Source organism: Iningainema tapete BLCC-T55 (assembly GCF_014698965.1).
Classification (GTDB): domain Bacteria; phylum Cyanobacteriota; class Cyanobacteriia; order Cyanobacteriales; family Nostocaceae; genus Iningainema; species Iningainema tapete.
The window spans coordinates 354,079-372,373 of sequence record NZ_JACXAE010000072.1; the positions used below are offsets into that span (position 1 = coordinate 354,079).

20 protein-coding genes, 1 tRNA gene and 1 other annotated feature are annotated in these 18,295 nt (G+C 42.3%); of the genes, 4 read left to right on the forward strand and 17 right to left on the reverse strand.

The window, feature by feature from the left end:
- The first annotated feature begins 57 nt into the window (after positions 1-57).
- Together ICL16_RS22635 and ICL16_RS22640 are read left to right on the forward strand one after the other, a co-directional pair.
- Complete coding sequence (locus ICL16_RS22635) at positions 58-1,863, forward strand: ATP-binding protein (RefSeq protein WP_190832264.1); 1,806 nt, start codon at positions 58-60, stop codon at positions 1,861-1,863.
- A 100-nt stretch (positions 1,864-1,963) separates the two neighbouring features.
- Positions 1,964-3,784 carry a serine/threonine-protein kinase gene (locus ICL16_RS22640; protein WP_190832266.1) on the forward strand — a complete coding sequence of 607 codons (1,821 nt, stop codon included), beginning with the start codon at positions 1,964-1,966 and terminating at the stop codon, positions 3,782-3,784.
- A 50-nt stretch (positions 3,785-3,834) separates the two neighbouring features.
- Here ICL16_RS22640 and rplL read toward each other — a convergent pair whose 3' ends face one another.
- The 8 genes from rplL to rplS form a co-directional block, all read right to left on the reverse strand.
- Entirely contained in the window at positions 3,835-4,248 is a 414-nt protein-coding gene (rplL, locus tag ICL16_RS22645) for a 50S ribosomal protein L7/L12 (protein ID WP_190832268.1), read from the reverse strand.
- A gap of 44 nt (positions 4,249-4,292) precedes the next feature.
- Positions 4,293-4,865, reverse strand: a complete 573-nt coding sequence (gene rplJ / locus ICL16_RS22650) for a 50S ribosomal protein L10 (protein ID WP_190832269.1) — start codon at positions 4,863-4,865, stop codon at positions 4,293-4,295.
- A 147-nt stretch (positions 4,866-5,012) separates the two neighbouring features.
- Positions 5,013-5,118 (reverse strand) — a sequence feature (ribosomal protein L10 leader region).
- Positions 5,119-5,158: 40 nt separating this feature from the next.
- Positions 5,159-5,875, reverse strand: coding sequence for a 50S ribosomal protein L1 (gene rplA, locus ICL16_RS22655; protein ID WP_190832271.1), 717 nt, complete (start codon positions 5,873-5,875; stop codon positions 5,159-5,161).
- Positions 5,876-5,977: 102 nt separating this feature from the next.
- Complete coding sequence (gene rplK, locus ICL16_RS22660) at positions 5,978-6,403, reverse strand: 50S ribosomal protein L11 (protein WP_190832273.1); 426 nt, start codon at positions 6,401-6,403, stop codon at positions 5,978-5,980.
- Between the two features lie 6 nt (positions 6,404-6,409).
- Entirely contained in the window at positions 6,410-7,051 is a 642-nt protein-coding gene (gene nusG, locus ICL16_RS22665; RefSeq protein WP_190832275.1) for a transcription termination/antitermination protein NusG, read from the reverse strand.
- The gene (gene secE, locus ICL16_RS22670; protein ID WP_190832277.1) at positions 7,051-7,272 is read right to left on the reverse strand and encodes a preprotein translocase subunit SecE; all 222 of its coding nucleotides are present in this window, start codon (positions 7,270-7,272) and stop codon (positions 7,051-7,053) included. The genes nusG and secE overlap by 1 nt, the downstream gene beginning before the upstream one ends.
- Before the next feature lie 188 nt (positions 7,273-7,460).
- Positions 7,461-7,533 (reverse strand) — tRNA-Trp (locus ICL16_RS22675).
- A gap of 140 nt (positions 7,534-7,673) precedes the next feature.
- A complete protein-coding gene (gene rplS, locus ICL16_RS22680; protein ID WP_190832279.1) occupies positions 7,674-8,036 on the reverse strand; it encodes a 50S ribosomal protein L19 in 363 nt (120 codons plus the stop codon).
- A 348-nt stretch (positions 8,037-8,384) separates the two neighbouring features.
- Between rplS and ICL16_RS22685 the strand changes: the two genes are divergently transcribed.
- Positions 8,385-9,347: a glycosyltransferase family 2 protein gene (locus ICL16_RS22685; RefSeq protein ID WP_190832281.1), complete on the forward strand. Its 963-nt coding sequence runs from the start codon at positions 8,385-8,387 to the stop codon at positions 9,345-9,347.
- A gap of 101 nt (positions 9,348-9,448) precedes the next feature.
- Here ICL16_RS22685 and ICL16_RS22690 read toward each other — a convergent pair whose 3' ends face one another.
- Together ICL16_RS22690 and ICL16_RS22695 are read right to left on the reverse strand one after the other, a co-directional pair.
- Positions 9,449-9,799 (reverse strand): hypothetical protein, encoded by a 351-nt coding sequence (locus ICL16_RS22690; protein WP_190832284.1) that lies wholly within the window; start codon positions 9,797-9,799, stop codon positions 9,449-9,451.
- Positions 9,800-9,958: 159 nt separating this feature from the next.
- A complete protein-coding gene (locus tag ICL16_RS22695; RefSeq protein ID WP_190832286.1) occupies positions 9,959-10,465 on the reverse strand; it encodes a hypothetical protein in 507 nt (168 codons plus the stop codon).
- A gap of 59 nt (positions 10,466-10,524) precedes the next feature.
- Here ICL16_RS22695 and ICL16_RS22700 point away from each other — a divergent pair, with 59 nt between their 5' ends.
- Complete coding sequence (locus ICL16_RS22700) at positions 10,525-11,034, forward strand: NHL repeat-containing protein (protein WP_190832288.1); 510 nt, start codon at positions 10,525-10,527, stop codon at positions 11,032-11,034.
- Positions 11,035-11,111: 77 nt separating this feature from the next.
- On the opposite strand, the gene ICL16_RS22705 is transcribed toward ICL16_RS22700, so the two are convergent.
- The 7 genes from ICL16_RS22705 to ICL16_RS22735 form a co-directional block, all read right to left on the reverse strand.
- The gene (locus ICL16_RS22705) at positions 11,112-11,303 is read right to left on the reverse strand and encodes a hypothetical protein (protein WP_190832289.1); all 192 of its coding nucleotides are present in this window, start codon (positions 11,301-11,303) and stop codon (positions 11,112-11,114) included.
- 259 nt (positions 11,304-11,562) lie between these two features.
- Positions 11,563-11,967 carry a type II toxin-antitoxin system VapC family toxin gene (locus tag ICL16_RS22710; RefSeq protein WP_190832291.1) on the reverse strand — a complete coding sequence of 135 codons (405 nt, stop codon included), beginning with the start codon at positions 11,965-11,967 and terminating at the stop codon, positions 11,563-11,565.
- The gene (locus ICL16_RS22715) at positions 11,967-12,191 is read right to left on the reverse strand and encodes a DUF2281 domain-containing protein (protein WP_190832293.1); all 225 of its coding nucleotides are present in this window, start codon (positions 12,189-12,191) and stop codon (positions 11,967-11,969) included. The genes ICL16_RS22710 and ICL16_RS22715 overlap by 1 nt, the downstream gene beginning before the upstream one ends.
- Positions 12,192-12,326: 135 nt before the next feature.
- Positions 12,327-12,533 (reverse strand): hypothetical protein, encoded by a 207-nt coding sequence (locus ICL16_RS22720; RefSeq protein ID WP_190832295.1) that lies wholly within the window; start codon positions 12,531-12,533, stop codon positions 12,327-12,329.
- A gap of 34 nt (positions 12,534-12,567) precedes the next feature.
- Entirely contained in the window at positions 12,568-12,852 is a 285-nt protein-coding gene (locus ICL16_RS22725; protein ID WP_190832297.1) for a hypothetical protein, read from the reverse strand.
- A gap of 252 nt (positions 12,853-13,104) precedes the next feature.
- Entirely contained in the window at positions 13,105-16,386 is a 3,282-nt protein-coding gene (locus ICL16_RS22730; protein WP_190832299.1) for an efflux RND transporter permease subunit, read from the reverse strand.
- Positions 16,387-16,543: 157 nt separating this feature from the next.
- A complete protein-coding gene (locus tag ICL16_RS22735; RefSeq protein ID WP_190832302.1) occupies positions 16,544-17,992 on the reverse strand; it encodes an efflux RND transporter periplasmic adaptor subunit in 1,449 nt (482 codons plus the stop codon).
- Between the last annotated feature and the right edge of the window lie 303 nt (positions 17,993-18,295).

The window sequence follows — 18,295 nt, forward strand, 5'->3', positions numbered from 1 at the left end:
ATCATAGTGTTTAAATATTTAGTGGGTTGAGAGAATCTTTAACAAAAGAGGTGTGGAGTGAACGCGGAACAATTTTACGAGCAACTTCAAAGCATAAATGATCGCGCTATTGCACTGTATAACTGTAGTGCAGAGTTTAGCAACAAATCACATCTGGCTATGGACTCACTTGAAGAACTCCGCGTCGCCCTAACAGAATTACGTGTAGCAGAAGATCAATTATATCAGCAAAATCAAGAATTAGTAAAAACTCGCGCTGCCGTGGAAGTAGAACGTCAGCGCTACCAAGAACTATTTGAAGAAGCTCCTGATGGCTATCTAGTCACAAATACAGAAGGCATAATTCAACAAGCTAACTGTGCTGCGGCAAAACTGCTCAACATCTCGCTACAATTTTTGGTAGGTAAACCATTGCTCTCCTTCGTTGCATCGTCAGAACGTACAGCTTTTCAGAACAAACTTGATCAAATGCACCACATGGAACGAATACAAGAATGGGAAGTGTTACTTTGTCCTCGTCAGGGTGAGCCAATTGATGCAGCCTTGAGTGTAACCAACGTGCGCTCCCGCTCCGGGAACTCAATCGCCCTGCGTTGGCTATTACGCGACATTACAGAACGCAAGCAGGCAGAATCAGCGAACCGAAAAGCACAGCTACTAGAAGCGACAAACCAAGCATTGGAAACAGAAATCAAAGAGCGTCAGCAGTTGGAGGCGGCACTGCGGCAGAGCGAAGAACGATACCGAGTTATTTCTGAACTTATCTCTGACTATACTTATGTCTATCGAGTCGAAGCAGATGGCGTCCTGATCCCGGAATTGCTTAATGAAGCTTTTACCCGCACATGTGGCTATACCGTCAAGGAAATGGCAGAAAATGGCTGGCAAAGCCTAATTCATCCTGAGGATACGGTGATAGTTATCCAACACGCACGGCTACTCTTTTCTGGGCAAAGTGATGTATTTGAACACCGTATTCTTACTAAGAACGGAGAGGTACGTTGGGTACGTAATTATGCACGTCCAGTCACAGACGCCATCCAAGACGGTGTTCTACGCATTTATGGTGCAGCCCAAGACATCACTGAGCGCAAACGGGCAGAGTCTGAACGGGAGGAACTACTTGCTCGCGAACAGGCAGCACGTAAAGAGGCAGAAACAGCTAACCAAATGAAGGATGAATTTTTAGCTATAGTCTCTCATGAACTGCGCTCACCTCTAAATGCTATTCTTGGCTGGGCTAAACTACTTCGGACTCGGCAATTTGACCAAAAGACTACAGCTAAAGCACTCGATACAATCGAGCGCAATGCTCAGCTGCAAACTAATTTGATTGAAGATCTCTTAGACATCTCACGCATTATTAGGGGCAAACTAGATCTTCAGATTTGCTCAATTAATTTGGTGTCAGTGATTGAAGCTGCTATTAATACTGTGCAGTTAGCGGCTGATGCCAAAGGAATTCGTCTTGAGTCTCTAGTTGATTCTACAGTTGGTTCAATTTCTGGTGATACAGATCGTTTACAGCAAGTGGTCTGGAATTTGCTCTCCAATGCCATCAAGTTTACCCCACAAGGGGGAAGAGTTGAAGTCAGACTTGCTCGCATAGACTCCTGTGTGGAAATTACAGTTACAGACACAGGTATTGGTATCAAGCCAGAAATTCTACCATATATCTTTGAGCGCTTCCGTCAAGCTGATAGTTCCAGTACTCGATCGCACGGTGGACTCGGATTAGGGTTGGCGATAGTCCGTCACTTAGTAGAACTGCATGGTGGAACTGTCCATGCACAAAGTCCGGGCGAAGGGCAGGGGGCAACTTTCACCATCAAACTTCCCCTTCCTACAGTCAAAAGTCAGTAGGAAAAAATTTCTCCTGCCTTTGAGAAGACTCAAATGAGAACCGCTATAGTTTTTAACCATCTAAGATACATTTGAAAGGATTGATCGCTTTTAATGGAGCATGACAATAACGCTACTAAACAATCGCTATCGAGTAATCCAGGTATTGGGTGTTGGTGGGTTTGGCGAAACCTTTCTGGCTGAAGATACCCATATGCCTTCTCGTCGTCGCTGTGTGATTAAGCAACTCAAGCCAATTGCAAACGATCCCAAAACTTACCAACTCATTCAACAGCGCTTTGAACGGGAAGCCGCAACCTTGGAGTTTTTGGGCGAAAATAGCGAACAAATTCCTCAACTCTATGCCTACTTTTCGGAGAATGGACTATTTTACCTTGTTCAGGAATGGATTCAAGGTCAAACACTTACAGAGATTGTCAAAGCTAAAGGACAACTCAAAGAATCTGTTGTGAGAGAAATTTTACTCAGCTTGCTTTCGGTTTTGGATTATGTCCATAGTAAAGGCATTATTCACCGAGATATTAAGCCTGATAACATTATTCTACGCACCCCCTCTTTGCCAGAGGCGGTGGGAGGTAAACCTGTTTTGATTGATTTTGGCGCAGTTAAAGAAACGATCCGTTCAGTAGTGAATTTACCAGGCAACCCCACGCAATCGCTCATAATTGGCACACCGGGATATATGCCGAGTGAGCAAGCTGTGGGACGCCCAGTTTATGCTACTGATATATATAGTTTGGGTTTGACAGCTATTTATCTGCTCACTGCTCAAAATCCCCAAGAACTACAAACTAATCCACAAACCGGAGAAATTCTTTGGCAACAACATGCCTATGGCGTTTCATTGGATTTAGCAAAGATTATTAATCAAGCAATTAAGCCTCAAGCAAGCGATCGCTACAGTACTGCTAGCAAAATGCTTTATGCCTTAAAATCTGCTACTGCTACTCCTACTGCTACACCAACGGTGGCAAAACCTACACAAGCTTTGTCTAGTGGTAATACACAAAATTTCCCAGCTACTAACTGGCAAAAACCTGCTTGGATTATTGGTGGTGTGGTTGTAGGTAGCTTAATGGGTGCTGTGGCGATCGCTCATTTAAATAGTTCCACTGAATCTGAAGTACCCATTGCTACTTCAAGCGAATCCACACTACCACAATCCCCAATTACCAATCTCACACCAACACCTGAACCTACTGTTGAAATTACTGAGACACCTGTAGTTAAGCAACCATCTATAACCCCGATTAGACCAAATACTCCAAAAGTACAACAACCAGAAACACCTGAGATTATACCACAACCAGAGGCGATCGCACCGCAGCAAGAGAATGAGCCGCCTGTAATTTTAGAGACTCCTACAAATCCCACTGCATCAGAAGTACCTAGTCCAGAAATTGTGACGCCAACACCAGAAGAAACTCCTACACCGCAGAAAACTACTCCGCCTCGCAATATTTCTGTTGGCAATCCCATTAGACAGAATGTTCCCGCATTTCCTATAGGCACACCAAGAAGCAATGTAGAAGCAACCTTAGGCAAACCAGCTAAAGATTCAAGAGGTGTTTGGCGCAATACTCGCGCTATCAGCTACAACTTAGTCCCAAACCAAATTGACCTTGGTTATTTATTTGACCGAGATTCTGGGCAACTTCGCCAAACAGAAGCAGCTTTTGCCCAAACAGTAGATATACAAGTAATACAAAATACTTTAAATGGAATGTTAGGCAGTGAGGCTACTGAAGAAATTAAGCAAGGACTACAACAGCTACAACAGCGTCAAATAGATAATTTCACTTTTACCAAAGGCACTGTGAAGGGTCAAATTGTGCGCCAAGATTGTGATTTTATATACATTAGTATTTGGGATGCTGACTTACATGATTTTGTTAGTCCAGCACAAGCGAGAAGGTGTTGAGGTTTTGTTAGAAACCCGACTTCTCAAAGAAGTCGGGTTTCTAATCATGACTACTTCACAGATACCTTACCACCAGCGCCTTCGATTTGCTTCTTAGCATCTTCGGCGGCTTCCTTAGCAATACCTTCTTTAACTGGCTTGGGAACAGATTCCACCAAATCTTTGGCTTCTTTCAAACCTAAACCAGTCAATTCGCGTACTACCTTGAGGATGGCAATCTTCTTGTCAGCTGGTACTTCTTCAAGAACCACGTCAAACTCAGTTTTCTCTTCAACTGGTTCAGCAGCAGCAGCGGCACCGCCACCACCACCAGGAATCATACCGGGCATCATCATCATGCCACCACCAGCAGGAGCAGAAGCATCTACTCCAAAAGCCTCTTCAATTTGCTTAACCAATTCAGAAGCTTCTAACAGAGTTAGAGATTTTAATTGTTCTAGAATTTCGTCAGTTTTTACAGACATGGATAACTCCTATGAATTGTGAATGATGTTTGTTAAGTGTTTGCTTATGCAGCTTGAGAATCTTGTTCTTTCTCGGAGACTGCTTTGATAGCGCGTACCAAGGAACCAGGTACTTCTTTGATGCCCACAGCCAGTTTGGTTGGTACAGCATTGAGTCCCACTGCCAACTTGGTAGGAATAGCTTTGATTCCACCAGCCAAGCGTGCCATGAGTTCTTCTTTGGTAGGCAATTCAGTCAGTGCTTTAACATCAGCTAAAGTCAAAGCCTGCCCGTCAAACACGCCGCCACGAAGTTCTGTTTTCTTAGTAGCTTTTTGGAATTCCTCATATGTTTTAATTGCTCCCTTCATATCCTCCTGAACCAGCAGGAAGACAGAAGAACCTTTGAGAAATTCTGTCATTGGCTGCCATTTGCTATCACCATCAACAGCAATACGCATTAGCGTGTTCTTGGTTTTTTTGCAGACTGTACCTGTTGAGCGCATCCGTCGCCGTAAATCGGTAATTTCGGCTACAGATAAACCTTGATAGTCGATGACTAGCGCTAGTTGAGACTGACTCAATAGTTCTTTGAGTTCAGCCACTATCTCACGTTTTTCTTCTATCGTTCTACTCATTTTTTCTCACCTCCTTTGCATGTTAATTGCCAATTGCTATTAACTATTAGCAGCCAAAACAATAAACCCCGGCTTTTGGTTGCCGGGGTTTAGCAGTACAGACGCGCTATGTAGTTGGGCGTCTATACATAATCCTTATGCAGTGGTACTTACACTAATAAATGTGTTGTACTTTGAGCAATTGGGGCTAAAACCTCGGCAGGATATTAAGCGGCAAAGCACCTGCTGTCTTTGGCTGATAAATTTTGTTAATTGCTAATAGTTAATTGCAATCAAACATTAACTATTAACCATTATGCAGCTTCTGTCTGTTTCAAATCCCGTAGGGCGTTGATATCGACTTTAATTGATGGTCCCATTGTGGCAGATACATACATAGTCCGCCAGTAACGACCTTTAGCTCCTGAAGGGCGGTTACGGTCGATTGTTTCTTGTAACGCCTTCAAGTTTACCAATAAATCTTCGGGGGAGAACGATGCCTTACCAAACATAACATGAACTATGCCAGTTTTGTCAGCACGAAACTCTAATTTACCGGCTTTGAATTCGCCGATCGCACCTGCCAAATCAAATGTTACCGTTCCACCTTTAGGCGATGGCATCAAACCACGGGGACCTAGTAATTTACCAAGTTTCGCTACTTGTGGCATCACATCTGGCGTAGCGATTAACTTGTCAAAGTCCATCATTCCTTTTTGAATTTCGTCGATTAGCTCTTCTGAGCCTACGATATCAGCACCAGCGTTTGTTGCTTCGGTTACCTTTTCACCTCTGGCAATTACTGCCACCCGAACTATTTGTCCTGTGCCTTTGGGCAGTGCTACCGTTGTCCGCAACTGTTGATCTGTATATTTTGGATCAATTCCCAACCGAATATGGGCTTCTGCTGCTTCAGAAAACTTTGCTGTTGCTGTTTCTTTAAGAAGGGCTAACGCATCTAAAGGCTGATAATCCCTATCTTCTACTTTTTCTTGCAGCGCCTGCAATCGGCGCGATATTTTTTTCGTCATTTTTTTCTCCTGGGGTGCTTAGCGAGGTTGATTCTCTCCCCCGATAGTATTTGTTAATTGTTAATTGCTAATTGCTCTTAACTATTAGCCATTAGCAATTAGCTAATCCTTGACAGTTACACCCATGTTTTTGGCTGTGCCTTCAATGATCTTCATTGCCGCCTCAATGTCGTTGGCGTTGAGATCGGGCATTTTTGTTTGGGCGATTTCCTGCAACTGTGTTCTAGTTATTGAACCTACCTTTTTTTTGTTAGGTTCATTCGAGCCTCTTTCTACTTTAGCGGCTTTAGTAATTAGCACTGATGCTGGTGGAGTTTTGAGAACAAATGTAAAACTCCTGTCTTCATAGACTGATATTTCTACAGGAATTACCATTCCAGCTTGGTCTGCTGTTTTGGCATTATATTCCTTGCAGAACATCATAATATTAACGCCGTGTTGACCCAGTGCCGGTCCCACTGGCGGTGCTGGGTTGGCTTTCCCAGCATTTAGTGCCAGTTTAATAACCGCTACAACCTTCTTCGCCATTTTGTATTAGCTCTGTTTTTGAACTTGATTAAATTCCAATTCTACTGGTGTATCTCTTCCAAAGATTGAAAGCAAGGCTTTCAGTTTACTCCGTTCTGGACTAACTTCAATCACTTCGCCTTCAAAATCTTTAAATGGACCAGAAAGCACCATGATCTTATCACCTGTTGCCATGTCAATTTTAACGACTGGCTCTTGTTCGCTAGTCTGTTTGAAGATTCTTTCTACTTCTGTATGACTCAGCGGTAAGGGTTTGACGTGTCCCCGTCCTTTGCCTGTGCCACGTTTTTGCTCTGATCCCACGAAATTAATTACGTGGGATGTGTTGCGCACTACCTGCCAGGTATCATCATCCATCATCATCCGTACTAGCACATAGCCTGGGAAGACTTTTTCTTCTGTATGTTGGCGACTGCCATCTTTACGGATTTTTACTGCTGGCGTGTGTGGAATTTCTACTTGGAGTATTTTTTCTCCAACATCAAATGTTTGGATGCGCTGTTCCAAATTTGTTTTTACCCGCTTTTCACATCCAGATGCTACTTGTACTGCATACCAGCGAGCTTCATTAGAAGCCTCTATACCAGATTCAGCTAGTTCATCTGAGTGCAATACGCCGGAGCGTTCTTCGTTTGTTGCATAAGTCATCAGAACACCTGTTGGGCTGCCCAACTAAAGAACCTATCAACAAAAAATATTAAAGATGCTGAGAGAGTCACCATTAATAAAACAGCTGCTGATTCGCTCACCAACTGCTTCCGACTGGGCCAAACTACTTTGTCGAACTCTTCTCTGAGTCCTTGAGAAAAGTTGCCGATGCTGAACCCGTTACTGTTTTGTTCGATTTCTGCCTCGTTTTTCTTGGTCACAGTCGTTTGTCTCTCCCAGTTTCTTAAATATATGTATTGTCTGTTAATTTTTATGTATGGTGACAGCTTCGGCTCAAAAGCTTGCTTACAGCAACAGCTTCTAAACAAAAAACTACACCCGAAATTTGTTGTGCTACTTACTATATTAGCAGATACAGCACTTTCGGGTTATATTTTTTTGCTTATAGCGCGCCCTGGAGGACTTGAACCCCCGACATCAGGTTTTGGAGACCTGCGTTCTACCAACTGAACTAAGAGCGCATAAGCTGCCTTTGATTCAGTTATCGCGTTCAGCTTTTTCTAGTATAACGCAATAAAGATCTTATTTCACTATATTTTTGCTTTTTGCGCTCAGAGCGGCTGGCTGCCGCTAATTACTTGAGCATTGCCATACTATTAAATTACAAAGCCCGGTCAAAGCGTTGCTTAATCCGGGTTGCCTTACCGACGCGATCGCGTAGATAGTACAGTTTAGCACGTCTTACTTTACCACGTCGTAACACTTTGATGTTGTCAATCCGTGGAGAATGAAGAAGAAATACACGCTCTACACCTACGCCTTGAAATACACGACGCACTGTAATAGTTTCGTTGATCCCACCATTACGCTTAGCTATCACCACTCCTTCGTAGGGTTGTACGCGGTATTTGTCGCCTTCTTTAATTTTCACTCCGACTTTAACTGTGTCGCCCACATAAATCTCGGGCAGATTCGATTTCAATTGTTCCGCTTCTATAGAGCGGATGATTTCTTGAGCTTTCATACGTTTACAAAAGAACCATTATTTCATCACCGTGCGCCCCACGGTTAGATCTAGCTGCTGTTTGAAGTGACAAACGTTGTTCTATATTTAGTTTCGCGCTGTTACTCTGGATACTTTTCCAGCAAAGTATCCACTACCCATGCACAATTCAGAACACGGGTAAGCTTACAGTTTCCTTCAATTCGTGGCGTTTAACGCCTTTGGGCGCTGGTATTTTACACAGTACCATTCTACATTGAGAATTGCAAATTTCAGGAGACATGAGTGATTTGATAAGAATAAATTATAGTGACAAGAACGTTTCAGTCAAGAAGCATAGTATATTAATGTGCTAAAAGTGTTAAGTTAATGAAATTTAGCGTCGTCATCACAACTTATAACCGCTTAACGTTATTGCAACGGGCAATTGACTCAGCTCTCAACCAGACAATTCCTTGTGAGGTGATTGTTGCTGATGACTGTTCATCTGACAATACCCAAGATTATGTAAATAAGCTTAAATCAAAGCTGGGTGAACTTGGATCGCGCCTAGTCTATCATTGTAATGAAGTAAACAAAGGTCACGCAGCAACGGTAAATGCAGGAGTAAATAAAGCAAGTGGAGATTGGATTAAATTTTTGGATGATGACGACTACTTGAGTCTAAATTGTTTAGAAGAAATGGTAAGAGCGATCGCACTGAGAAAAGAAGCCGTCATCTGCTCTTGTATTGCCGCACAAGTAAACGAACAAGAAGTTGAACTCAGCCGCACACCTCAACTTGGTTCTGGGTTAGCTTTTTATATCCCGCAATCAGACATTCACTATGGTATGCTGTTAGAGTTGCTCCCATTAGGCACACCTGTTCAAGTCGCATGTCGCCGCGACGCTTTCTTAAAAAGTGGTGGTTGGGATTCCAAACTTGATGCTAACTGTGATGATATTGACTCTTGGATTCGTATTACCCAATATGGTGATGCCCTGATTCTTAATCAGTGTCTTGCCTACCGTACTATTTGGACTGGTGCTTATAATCAAAAGTTTTCTCTTCTACAGCGTTTAGATACAAACATGTTAATGAAGGAAAAGATTTACGCTTTAGTTGACAAACAACACCAGAAAAATATACCAGCCCTTCAAGATATTAAAAATTACTTAAAACTGCATTGGGCGATAGTAGCGCTCAAGCAAAGAAAAATAAACAGCTTTTTAAATATGGTAGATGCAAAAGTACTATCTCTAAAAGCTTGGCAGCTATTGTTGAGTGCTGCATTTGCACGCCGATTTAATCTCAGTGATTCTCATATTCGTAAATTCGTGTTAATTGAGTAATTACCAAGATCCCTATAATAGAAGGGACAGGCAAGATGCCTATCCCACAAGAAATACACCATGAGTCCTACAAATATACAACGCCAATTTGCTTTTATTTCTTAGTTGAGTAGTAATTTTCTTCTGCGTAAGCCAATCAAGGTAAGTACATCCAGCCCAAATAAAACTCTTGGTTCAGGAACAGAAGCGGATACTGAGTTGGGAATCAAAACAGATGCTGACAGAGGAACGATAGCATTTTTAGAACTAGGAATGCCCGTAACTGTCGTAGATCGAGGGTAGGGAACTCCCGATGAGTTGGGTTGAATGTTGATGCCAACAGTCAATGAATCAACTACATTTGCTAAGTTGTAGTTAATGCCAAACTCAGTGGGGATGGGTTTGGTAAGCAATTCATTAACTAAATTTTTGTTGAGGATTTCCCAGAAGTCAGTTTCATTGGGATAATTCACTAAGAAGTTATCGATGTATTTGTAAATCTGAGTGAATTCGGGATATTCTAAGGGATCGTTTTTGCCGATCCCATCAATGTAGTCGTAGCTAACATCTATATCGAGGGTAGCGTTTCCCTGATGTTCAATTGGATAGTTTCTGAAGCCAAAAGACCAAGATTAATTGAGATCGACTTGCTCGCCAGGAATACCAGTAACTTTACTGGCACGAGGATAGGGAACATTTGAAGAACCAGGTTGAACAGCGAGGTCAACAGTTAAAGAATCTACTACATTTGCCAAGTTATAATTGAATCCAAACTCGGTAGGGATGGGTTTGGTGAGTAGTTCAGTTACTAAGTTTTTGTTGAGGACTTCCCAGAAATCGGTTTCATTGGGATAGTTGACTAAGAAGTTATCGATGTATTTGTAAATTTGAGTGAATTCAGGATACTCCAAGGGATCGTTTTTACCAATCCCATCAATGTATTTATAACTAACCTTGATATCGAGGGTAGCGTTTCCCTGATGCTCAATGGGGTAGTTTTGGAAGCCAAAAGACCAAGACTCATTCAAGTCAGTTTTCGGTGCGATCGCACCAGCCGGAATAGAATCAACAACAGCCATTAGGCTCAAGATAGTGCCAGCCACTGAAAATACAACCTGGGGAAAAATCTTGCCGATCATTTTTGTCACTATGTAATTTTACGGTCATATTTACCATACAATGCAAACTACATCAACTTATGCAATTTTCCTTACTAACCACCAAAACATCTACTGTATTTGTTGACCAACCAACACCACTACCAGAAAGTCTTGGATTTGTTAGCTTCCTTGGGTTAACACTAAGCCCATCTGGGAACCTTTTTGTCAGTGACTTTGCAAACGAAATTAGAAGTTACGATTTAGAAACGGGTCAGTTACTGGATGATTTATCGACTAATTACACTGGTACGGTTCCTTCTAACAATTTCATTGGTAATTTAACCTTCACTCCAGACGAGAAGCTCTACACAGTTGGGTTTGATTTTACAAACAATAATTTTGGTGTAATACTGCGTTATGACGGAGCGACTGGAAATCCTTTACCCGCAGTTGGTCAGTCTGGTGCCATTTTCGTACCCACTGACAGTCGATTGTTGCGCCCTGTTGGGATTGTTTATGCCCCTATAAACATACCTGAAGGATCTTCAACAGTAGGTTTACTATCTTTAGGCGCTTTATCTACAATTTTGCACAGGAAACGCAAATAGACTTCGTTTTAGGGGGCGAGCGCACTTTAACTTACCTAATTACACGATGATTTGATGCGATCGCACGCTTAAATCCACTACTCCAGACAACTTCCATCATCATCTCCTAGTAAATCAGCGATCAAATCATCAACGCTTCCCCTATAAGCTGTCCCATCCTGAAAAGCCTGCATCACTTCCTGGGCATTAGCCAAAATTTCAACCCGCTGATCCTCAATTCGTTGCTGACGAAGAAACTCAAATAAATACTCTCGATCTTCTGTGGGCATTTCAATAGAATTAATAATTTCTTATAAAGTAATCAGAGAACCTCCTAATCAAGTAAATCCTACTGCTAACTCTATTTTAATAAGAGCGCATCCAAAGCTTAAAGCTCATGTAGTTGCAGGGATAACTAACTGAGAATCAGGATGAGAAAGGATAGCCAAGGCATTCGCACTTAACCATTTGCTTAATAAAAATATTGATATGACTTGAGCGGGATGTCTTTTCCTCAATACGCTATATGCGATCGCTCTTATATTCATTTCACCAGATGGTTTGAATATTTGTTAATGCTTGGATTTGCGAATCACGGGTAACTAAGGGAAGACCCAAAGAGAAAGCAGTAGCTGCTATAATTCTATCTGGCATATCAGGAACAGTTGCGCGGTCAATTTGACGAATTGCTCCCGAAATCTTACGATCTAAAGGTGCTAATATGATACCCACATTAGGGTCATCTAAAGCATTTAGAGTTCGTGTCAATACTTCTTCTGCAAAGCGTCCCCTTTCAACCAAATAAGTAATTTCGACTACTGAAATAGATGAGACATAAATAGGATTACCACTACTAACTGCTTGCTGTAAAGTTGTTAAAGCAGTTTCTGATAGTCTCTTCAAATCAAAAATATACCAAATTAAAGCATGTGTATCTGCAACTACTGATATCATCAGACGATATCCCTGGGAAAATTCCCCCACATTTCTTGACGAGCTTGGGTAATGTCTTCTTCAGTAATATCTACTGCTAAATCAGCACATAACCCTCTAACACTACGTAAGGGAGTTTTTGAAGTATTTTTTTGAGACAAAAATTCGGCAAAATTTAGTAACTCTTGCTGCTTATCTACAGGTAGCTGGCGTAATTTTTCCAAGACTGCTTGCTCAATATTCATAAATTCATTACCTTTTTTAATTCATATTACTTTGACTACTTGCTAAGACCAGTATAAGCTATCTTCTGTATCATCTTGAAACTCTGCAGTTTAAAAATCTTCTTCCAAAAAAGATCTTGCTGGATTATTCATCATTTAAGGAGAAGTTTCAGCATTTAAAGCTTCTAACATAATATTGGCAGCTTCGACAGCATCGTAGGGAGACCAAACTGGGTAGGACGCACCTGATTGTATCAGCTTATTTTCTTCGTTTGCTAGTTCAGTAGCTAAAAGTTGAATCACCTGAAGTTTGCATGCACGATTGAGTTTGCGATCTGGTTCAATTAACTCAGTAGATACCATTTTTCAACAAAAACTTTACTGATTTTAGTTTAGCTCACCAGGTTACACCCTTCAATTCAGAGGGAAATAACTTACGCTCATATAACCTATCTTCGTCCAAGGCATGAATTAAAAATTCACCTGTTTCTTGTTGCTCTTGGGCATCATCTTCATCAAACCAAGACTGGAGTAGATTAACCAGGTTTGTTTGTCTCTCTTCTAATAAAATGTGTTCTGTTAAAAGTTGTAGAGTGTAAGTCTCAACAGTTGTACCTTGTTGTTCGGCTCTTTGTGTCAAATACAGTTCTAACTCTGGTGTCAAGCTAAGGTTGAGTGTCATATAGGATTACTATTTGATTTTTGAAATACACGTAGGTAGGGCGCAAGCGCACAAAGCCTAGATATGGTGGGCAGTGCCCTACACATACGTAGATTTGTTCAAAAATCAAACCGGATTCCTATAGATGTTTTTTGAACCATACTATATATTTTATTGTTACTCTTTGTAGCGTAGCAATAAAACTTAAGATTTTATTGTTTCTGTTCAAATGCGATCGCCGACTCCAATACACTAGGATTTTTAGCGCTCGTACTATTTAAAAATTTTCCTCCATCTACTGATGCTATATAATATGGGTTTCGCCCATTTCAAATCAAGTAGATCGTGCAGTAAAGTGTAAAAACAGGGGATAATAAATAGAGTAAGCATTGTAGCGATCGCCATCCCAAAGAAAACCACAATCCCCAAGGGCTGCAAAAACTCCGAACCTTCACCAATACCTAAAGCTAGTGGAAACAGTCCCAAAATAGTAGTGATTGTTGTCATCATAATGGGACGCAAACGCTGAGGTGCAGCTTTGATAATAGCTACTTGACGAGGACAATGTTCTTCTTCACGAATTTGGTTCGCCAATTCCACCATCAAAATTCCCGCGTTAACTACGATACCTACCAGTAGTACTGCACCAACAATTACAGTTGCGCCAATCGCAGTTTTCGTAATGTAAAGTCCGAAAATTCCCCCAGCTAACGCCAACGGTACAGTAAACATAATGACCAGTGGGTCAATTAGCGAGTTGTACTGTACAGCCATGACAACGAAGATCAAGAATACCGCTAAGGCTCCCAAAGTTTTCAAAGAGTTTTGCAATTGCTGATTAGTTTCTTGAGCAGAACTTGGGATCACAGAAACTCCTTCAGGTAACTTAACACTCTTAAGTACCTCTTGAACTTCTTTGAGGGCTTCACCAAGACTTGCACCCTCGCTCAAGTTACCTGCAATTATGAAAACTTGACGCTGGTTAATTCGCTGAACTTCTCCTGGTGCCTGCCCTTCTTCAATATTCGCGACATCCAAAAGGCGAATTTGTTGGTTATTACTGGTAAATAAAGGTAATCGCTCTAGTTGAGAGGGACGCTCAATTGCTTCTTGATTCAACTCCACACGCACATCAACTAAGCGGTTTCCACGTTGAATTTGTGTCGGAACAGAACCCTCAATAGCGGTTTGGATTGTAGCACCAATTTCTTGCGCTGTCAACCCTACACCTGCAACTCTTTCCCAGTCAGGACGAATTTGCACTTCTGGTTGACGAGGATCGGCATCAGGGCGAAATCTTGCTGATGTTGCCCTTTCCTCCAAAGCTTGCAGTACTTCTCTGCCAGCCTGCTGTAACTTTTGTTCATCCTCACCTTGCAGAATTACGTCAACTTCTGAACCTTGAGCCGGAGTATTACTTAAAATTAAACCACGTACCTGACCGGGACTGAGGCGTAGTAGAATTCCTGCTAAGTTAAGTTTGTTCAATTCGCGATTCACTTTTTGAACGAACTTCTCCACATCTTTGCCCTCTTTCAAAGTGATGGTAGCGCTAGCGCGTAAAGGATTTTCCGAAGTATTGGTGCCAAATAGAAAACCACCCACAGTTGAGAAAACAAAATCTGTTTCTGGCTGCTTCATTAAGATGTCATCTACAGCCTTCATCACTTTCGCAGAAGTTTCTAGAGGTGTACCGGGAGGAAACTGCGCACGCAAGTTTGCTTGTCCAGTACTAATTCGCGGTAGAATTTCTTGAGGAATTTGTCCAGCCATGAACAAGGTACTACCACCCAAAATTAGCAAAGCTGCAGCAATCGCCACTACCCGATAGCGTAAAACCCTACCTAACAATCTACTATATAAAATAGTGGCATCTTCAAAGCGGCGATTAAACTGGCGCAGCAACCAAAACTTACTTATCCCACTCGACCAGCGAATTGCCAGTAGTCGAGAACAAAGCATTGGTACAATAGTCACGGCAACTAGAAGCGATGCCGCAACCGCAAAGCTAATACTGAGAATTAGTTCATTAAATAGTAGTGAGATAAAACCGCCAATCAACAAGAATGGCACAACAGAAACCAAGTTTGCAGCAGTAGCAGCAACCAAAGCCGATTCTACCTCACCAGAAGATGCGATCGCCGTCTCAATAAAGAAATTTGCATTTTCCTCCACCTCGTAGGGATTGGGTTCTCTCCCCTGCCCCCTCTCTCCCAACCTCTCCTCTTCTTTCTGATTGGGAGTCATCCCTGCTTTTTCAGAGACGTTTTCCAAAATCACTACCGATGTATCAATTGCTTGACCAATTCCCAAAGTCAAACCTGCTAGACTGAATACATTCAAACTCAAGCCGAACAACTTCATTAAAGCGATCGCCGCCAGAGTACATAATGGAATTGCCAAAGTGATAATAAAAGTTTGTCGTAGCGATCCCAAAAATAACAGTACTGCTGCCGCTGCTAACAAAGCACCAGAAACAGCCGAAACCACCACATCATTCAAAGAATTGCGAATGAAGCGAGATTCATCTGTAGTGGGCGTCAAAATCATATCTGCACGAATCAAGCCAGACTGTCGCAATTGTTCAATTCGCTGCTTCACGCCATCAACAACCGTAATAGTATTAGCATCAGGCTGCTTTTGCACAGACACTTTCACAGCTTGTTGACGATTTAAATAAACAAATATACGTTGTTCTTCCGTATCATCTTGTACAGTGGCAAAATCTCTCAGATAGACGCGGCGGGGAAGCAACTGGTTGGTAGCAGAAGTACTATTCGCATTTCCTACTTGAAAAGAGAGGTTTTCGATTTCCTTTGCATCTCGAAAACGTCCGAAAGTACGGGTTAAAGGTTCAGAATTGCGACCTAAAATTCTCCCACCAGATATATCCTGGTTACGTGCTGTTAATTCATTAAGTACACTGTTTAATCCTACACCCAATGCTTGAAGACGATTTAAATCAACCAGCACCCGCACCTCTTCCTCCGCTGCACCGGATACATCAACAGCAGCCACACCAGGTACAACACTGAGTTCGCGAGATAACTCTTCATCGGCAAACACCCGTAAATCTTTACCTTGTAGCGAAGAAGATGTCAGCGCCAATTCGTAAATAGGCTGCTGGGATGGATCAAATTTAAATATACGCGGCTCTTCAATCGTATCTGGCAATTGTCCTCTGCCTCGGTTAAAAGCCGCAGTAGCATCGTTGAGAGCTTGATCGATATCGCCCCCTGGTTGGAAAAACAAATCGATACTAACTTGTCCTTCACGAGTACGGGAAAATACTTGCACTACATTCTCAGTAGCTGATAGAGCTTCTTCTAGGGGTCTAGTAATTTCATCTACCGCCACCTCAGGGGATATACCAGGCGCATCTAGTCGAACACCAATACGCGGATAGGTAATCGACGGTAACAAATCTACTTGGATAGTTGTCAGAAAAAATACACCTAGCACAACTACTGACAAGGTGAGCATGAGTGTGCCGATGTGCTGGCGAATGGAAATAGCGCTGATACTAAATTTGCTACTTTTATTAACCTGCTGCATCACCGTTACTGTCCAATTATATTTAATACGTATTTACTTATTTCTGTAACAAAGCATAAATAAAAGTTTGTAGTAAGCGCTTAAGCGCTTAAAACCCTTGCTTTGAGCGCTTAAGCGCTCACTACGAACATAAGCGATTTCACTTACTTACTAATTACTACTGCCCTCTACCCCCTTGCGATCGCGGTTTTTCCGAAAGAATTGAAAGACGCACAGCAGTACCATCCTTCAACGGCTTGCCACTACGTGCAACAAATTGCTCTCCTGGTTGCAAGCCTGATAAAATTTCTACCTTCCCATCAGCTCTGTTCCCAAGTGTGACATTTCTTGCTTGAACTGTTGCTCCCTGTTGCCCTTCTGTAACAACAAACACAGTTCCCTGACTATTTTGGATTTTGCTTGCTCCCCGACTACCCTGCTCCCCTGCTCCCCGACTCCCCTGCTCCCCGACTCCCCCAAGAGCCGTCTCCGGTACTACTACCCGCGCTTGTGTGGGAATTTCAAAGTTGACTCGTGCTAACAAACCACTGCCAATCTTGCCATCAACGTTAGGAATTTCTACTTCTACTGGGATTAAACGAGCTACTGCATCTGCTGCTGGGGAAATGCGTGCAACTTGCCCAGTGTATGCTTGATTGGGGATGGCGTCTAAACGCACTTGCACAGATTGCCCAGGGCGAATTTTTGCTAATTCTTTTTCTGAAACTTGAAGCAGCACTTTTGCACGGCTGAAATCACCAATGCGCAAAATTTCATCACCAGGTCGTAATAGGTTACCCGGTTCTGTTACCTTTGCTGTAACTACACCGTTGATGGGGGATACTATGCGGCTGTAAGATCTGCGTTCTTGGGCTTGTGCAACTGCTGCTTGTTGGGCGACAACTCTACCTTGGGCGGCGGCTACTGCTTGCTGTTCGGTATCGACTCTTTCTTGGGCGGCGCGGAGTGCTTGAGCGGCGGTTCTCGCTTCGGTAAGAGCTTGTTCGGCTACTTGTTGTGCTATTGCCCCTTCTTTGACTAGTTTCTGTTGCCGTTGTGAGTCTGCTTGTGCTTGCACTACCACTAGGCGCAGTCTTTCTGCTTCAGCACGGGCATTACTTACTTGGTTCTTTGCCCTTGCTACTTCTGACTTAAGGCTGGCTAGTTCTGCTTCAGCTTGATTTAATGCTGTTCTCAGCAAGGCATCATCTAACTGTGCGATTACTTGCCCTTGTTTTGTGGCATCACCCACGTCTACATTCAAAGCTAATAGTCGCCCTTCTGCTTGCGATCGCAGTGACACGCTCCGAAATGGTACAGTCGTGCCTGTATATTCTGGTTGTTGTCGCAGCACACCTGTTTTGGCAACAGCTACATCTACAGGGATTTTACTATCTCGCCTTTGATTACTACCTTGAGATTGAGCTTCTGCTGATTTCTCAGATGAACCGCAACCCACTGTTAATAACCCCAAGCTAATGAAACAAGCGATCAAAATCTTTTTGTTTAGTTGCTGCCACAAACTGATAATTTGCTTTTGCATATAACGGTTTGCTTTTTCTGGGCTGATTGCTTTACGAACTTGGTTGTGTTTCACTTTCGGTTGCCAATTCTCCTCCAAAATCATTTTTCCCACTCCTATCAAAGTAGTTTCCGGATTTATTGTTAATTTTGTTCTCTAACTTAATAACCCATATAAAAAATTATCGCTGTTACAAAAGCGATAAGAACAAAATTCCCCTCCTTTGACCACTGATGAGACAAAGTTATTTTTTACACTTTTAATTTATCACACTCAGATTATAACTTTTCTTTAAATTTCCTTGGCTCTATCGGTGGTGAGGAGTTGTAACCCTTTCACCATGACTAAAGTCACGAGATCTGAAATTGTTGTAGCCAAAGTACCAGTATTTTTGAAAATGTTTAGTTA

Bases quoted from the DNA above. Each gene is read 5' to 3' on its own strand.
- ICL16_RS22640 (WP_190832266.1), top strand. From the start codon at position 1,964: ATGACAATAACGCTACTAAACAATCGCTATCGAGTAATCCAGGTATTG.
- rplL (WP_190832268.1), bottom strand. From the start codon at position 4,248: ATGTCTGTAAAAACTGACGAAATTCTAGAACAATTAAAATCTCTAACT.
- rplJ (WP_190832269.1), bottom strand. From the start codon at position 4,865: ATGAGTAGAACGATAGAAGAAAAACGTGAGATAGTGGCTGAACTCAAA.
- rplA (WP_190832271.1), bottom strand. From the start codon at position 5,875: ATGACGAAAAAAATATCGCGCCGATTGCAGGCGCTGCAAGAAAAAGTA.
- rplK (WP_190832273.1), bottom strand. From the start codon at position 6,403: ATGGCGAAGAAGGTTGTAGCGGTTATTAAACTGGCACTAAATGCTGGG.
- nusG (WP_190832275.1), bottom strand. From the start codon at position 7,051: ATGACTTATGCAACAAACGAAGAACGCTCCGGCGTATTGCACTCAGAT.
- rplS (WP_190832279.1), bottom strand. From the start codon at position 8,036: ATGAAAGCTCAAGAAATCATCCGCTCTATAGAAGCGGAACAATTGAAA.
- ICL16_RS22685 (WP_190832281.1), top strand. From the start codon at position 8,385: ATGAAATTTAGCGTCGTCATCACAACTTATAACCGCTTAACGTTATTG.
- ICL16_RS22695 (WP_190832286.1), bottom strand. From the start codon at position 10,465: ATGATCGGCAAGATTTTTCCCCAGGTTGTATTTTCAGTGGCTGGCACT.
- ICL16_RS22700 (WP_190832288.1), top strand. From the start codon at position 10,525: ATGCAATTTTCCTTACTAACCACCAAAACATCTACTGTATTTGTTGAC.
- ICL16_RS22705 (WP_190832289.1), bottom strand. From the start codon at position 11,303: ATGCCCACAGAAGATCGAGAGTATTTATTTGAGTTTCTTCGTCAGCAA.
- ICL16_RS22710 (WP_190832291.1), bottom strand. From the start codon at position 11,967: ATGATATCAGTAGTTGCAGATACACATGCTTTAATTTGGTATATTTTT.
- ICL16_RS22715 (WP_190832293.1), bottom strand. From the start codon at position 12,191: ATGAATATTGAGCAAGCAGTCTTGGAAAAATTACGCCAGCTACCTGTA.
- ICL16_RS22720 (WP_190832295.1), bottom strand. From the start codon at position 12,533: ATGGTATCTACTGAGTTAATTGAACCAGATCGCAAACTCAATCGTGCA.
- ICL16_RS22725 (WP_190832297.1), bottom strand. From the start codon at position 12,852: ATGACACTCAACCTTAGCTTGACACCAGAGTTAGAACTGTATTTGACA.
- ICL16_RS22730 (WP_190832299.1), bottom strand. From the start codon at position 16,386: ATGCAGCAGGTTAATAAAAGTAGCAAATTTAGTATCAGCGCTATTTCC.
- ICL16_RS22735 (WP_190832302.1), bottom strand. From the start codon at position 17,992: ATGATTTTGGAGGAGAATTGGCAACCGAAAGTGAAACACAACCAAGTT.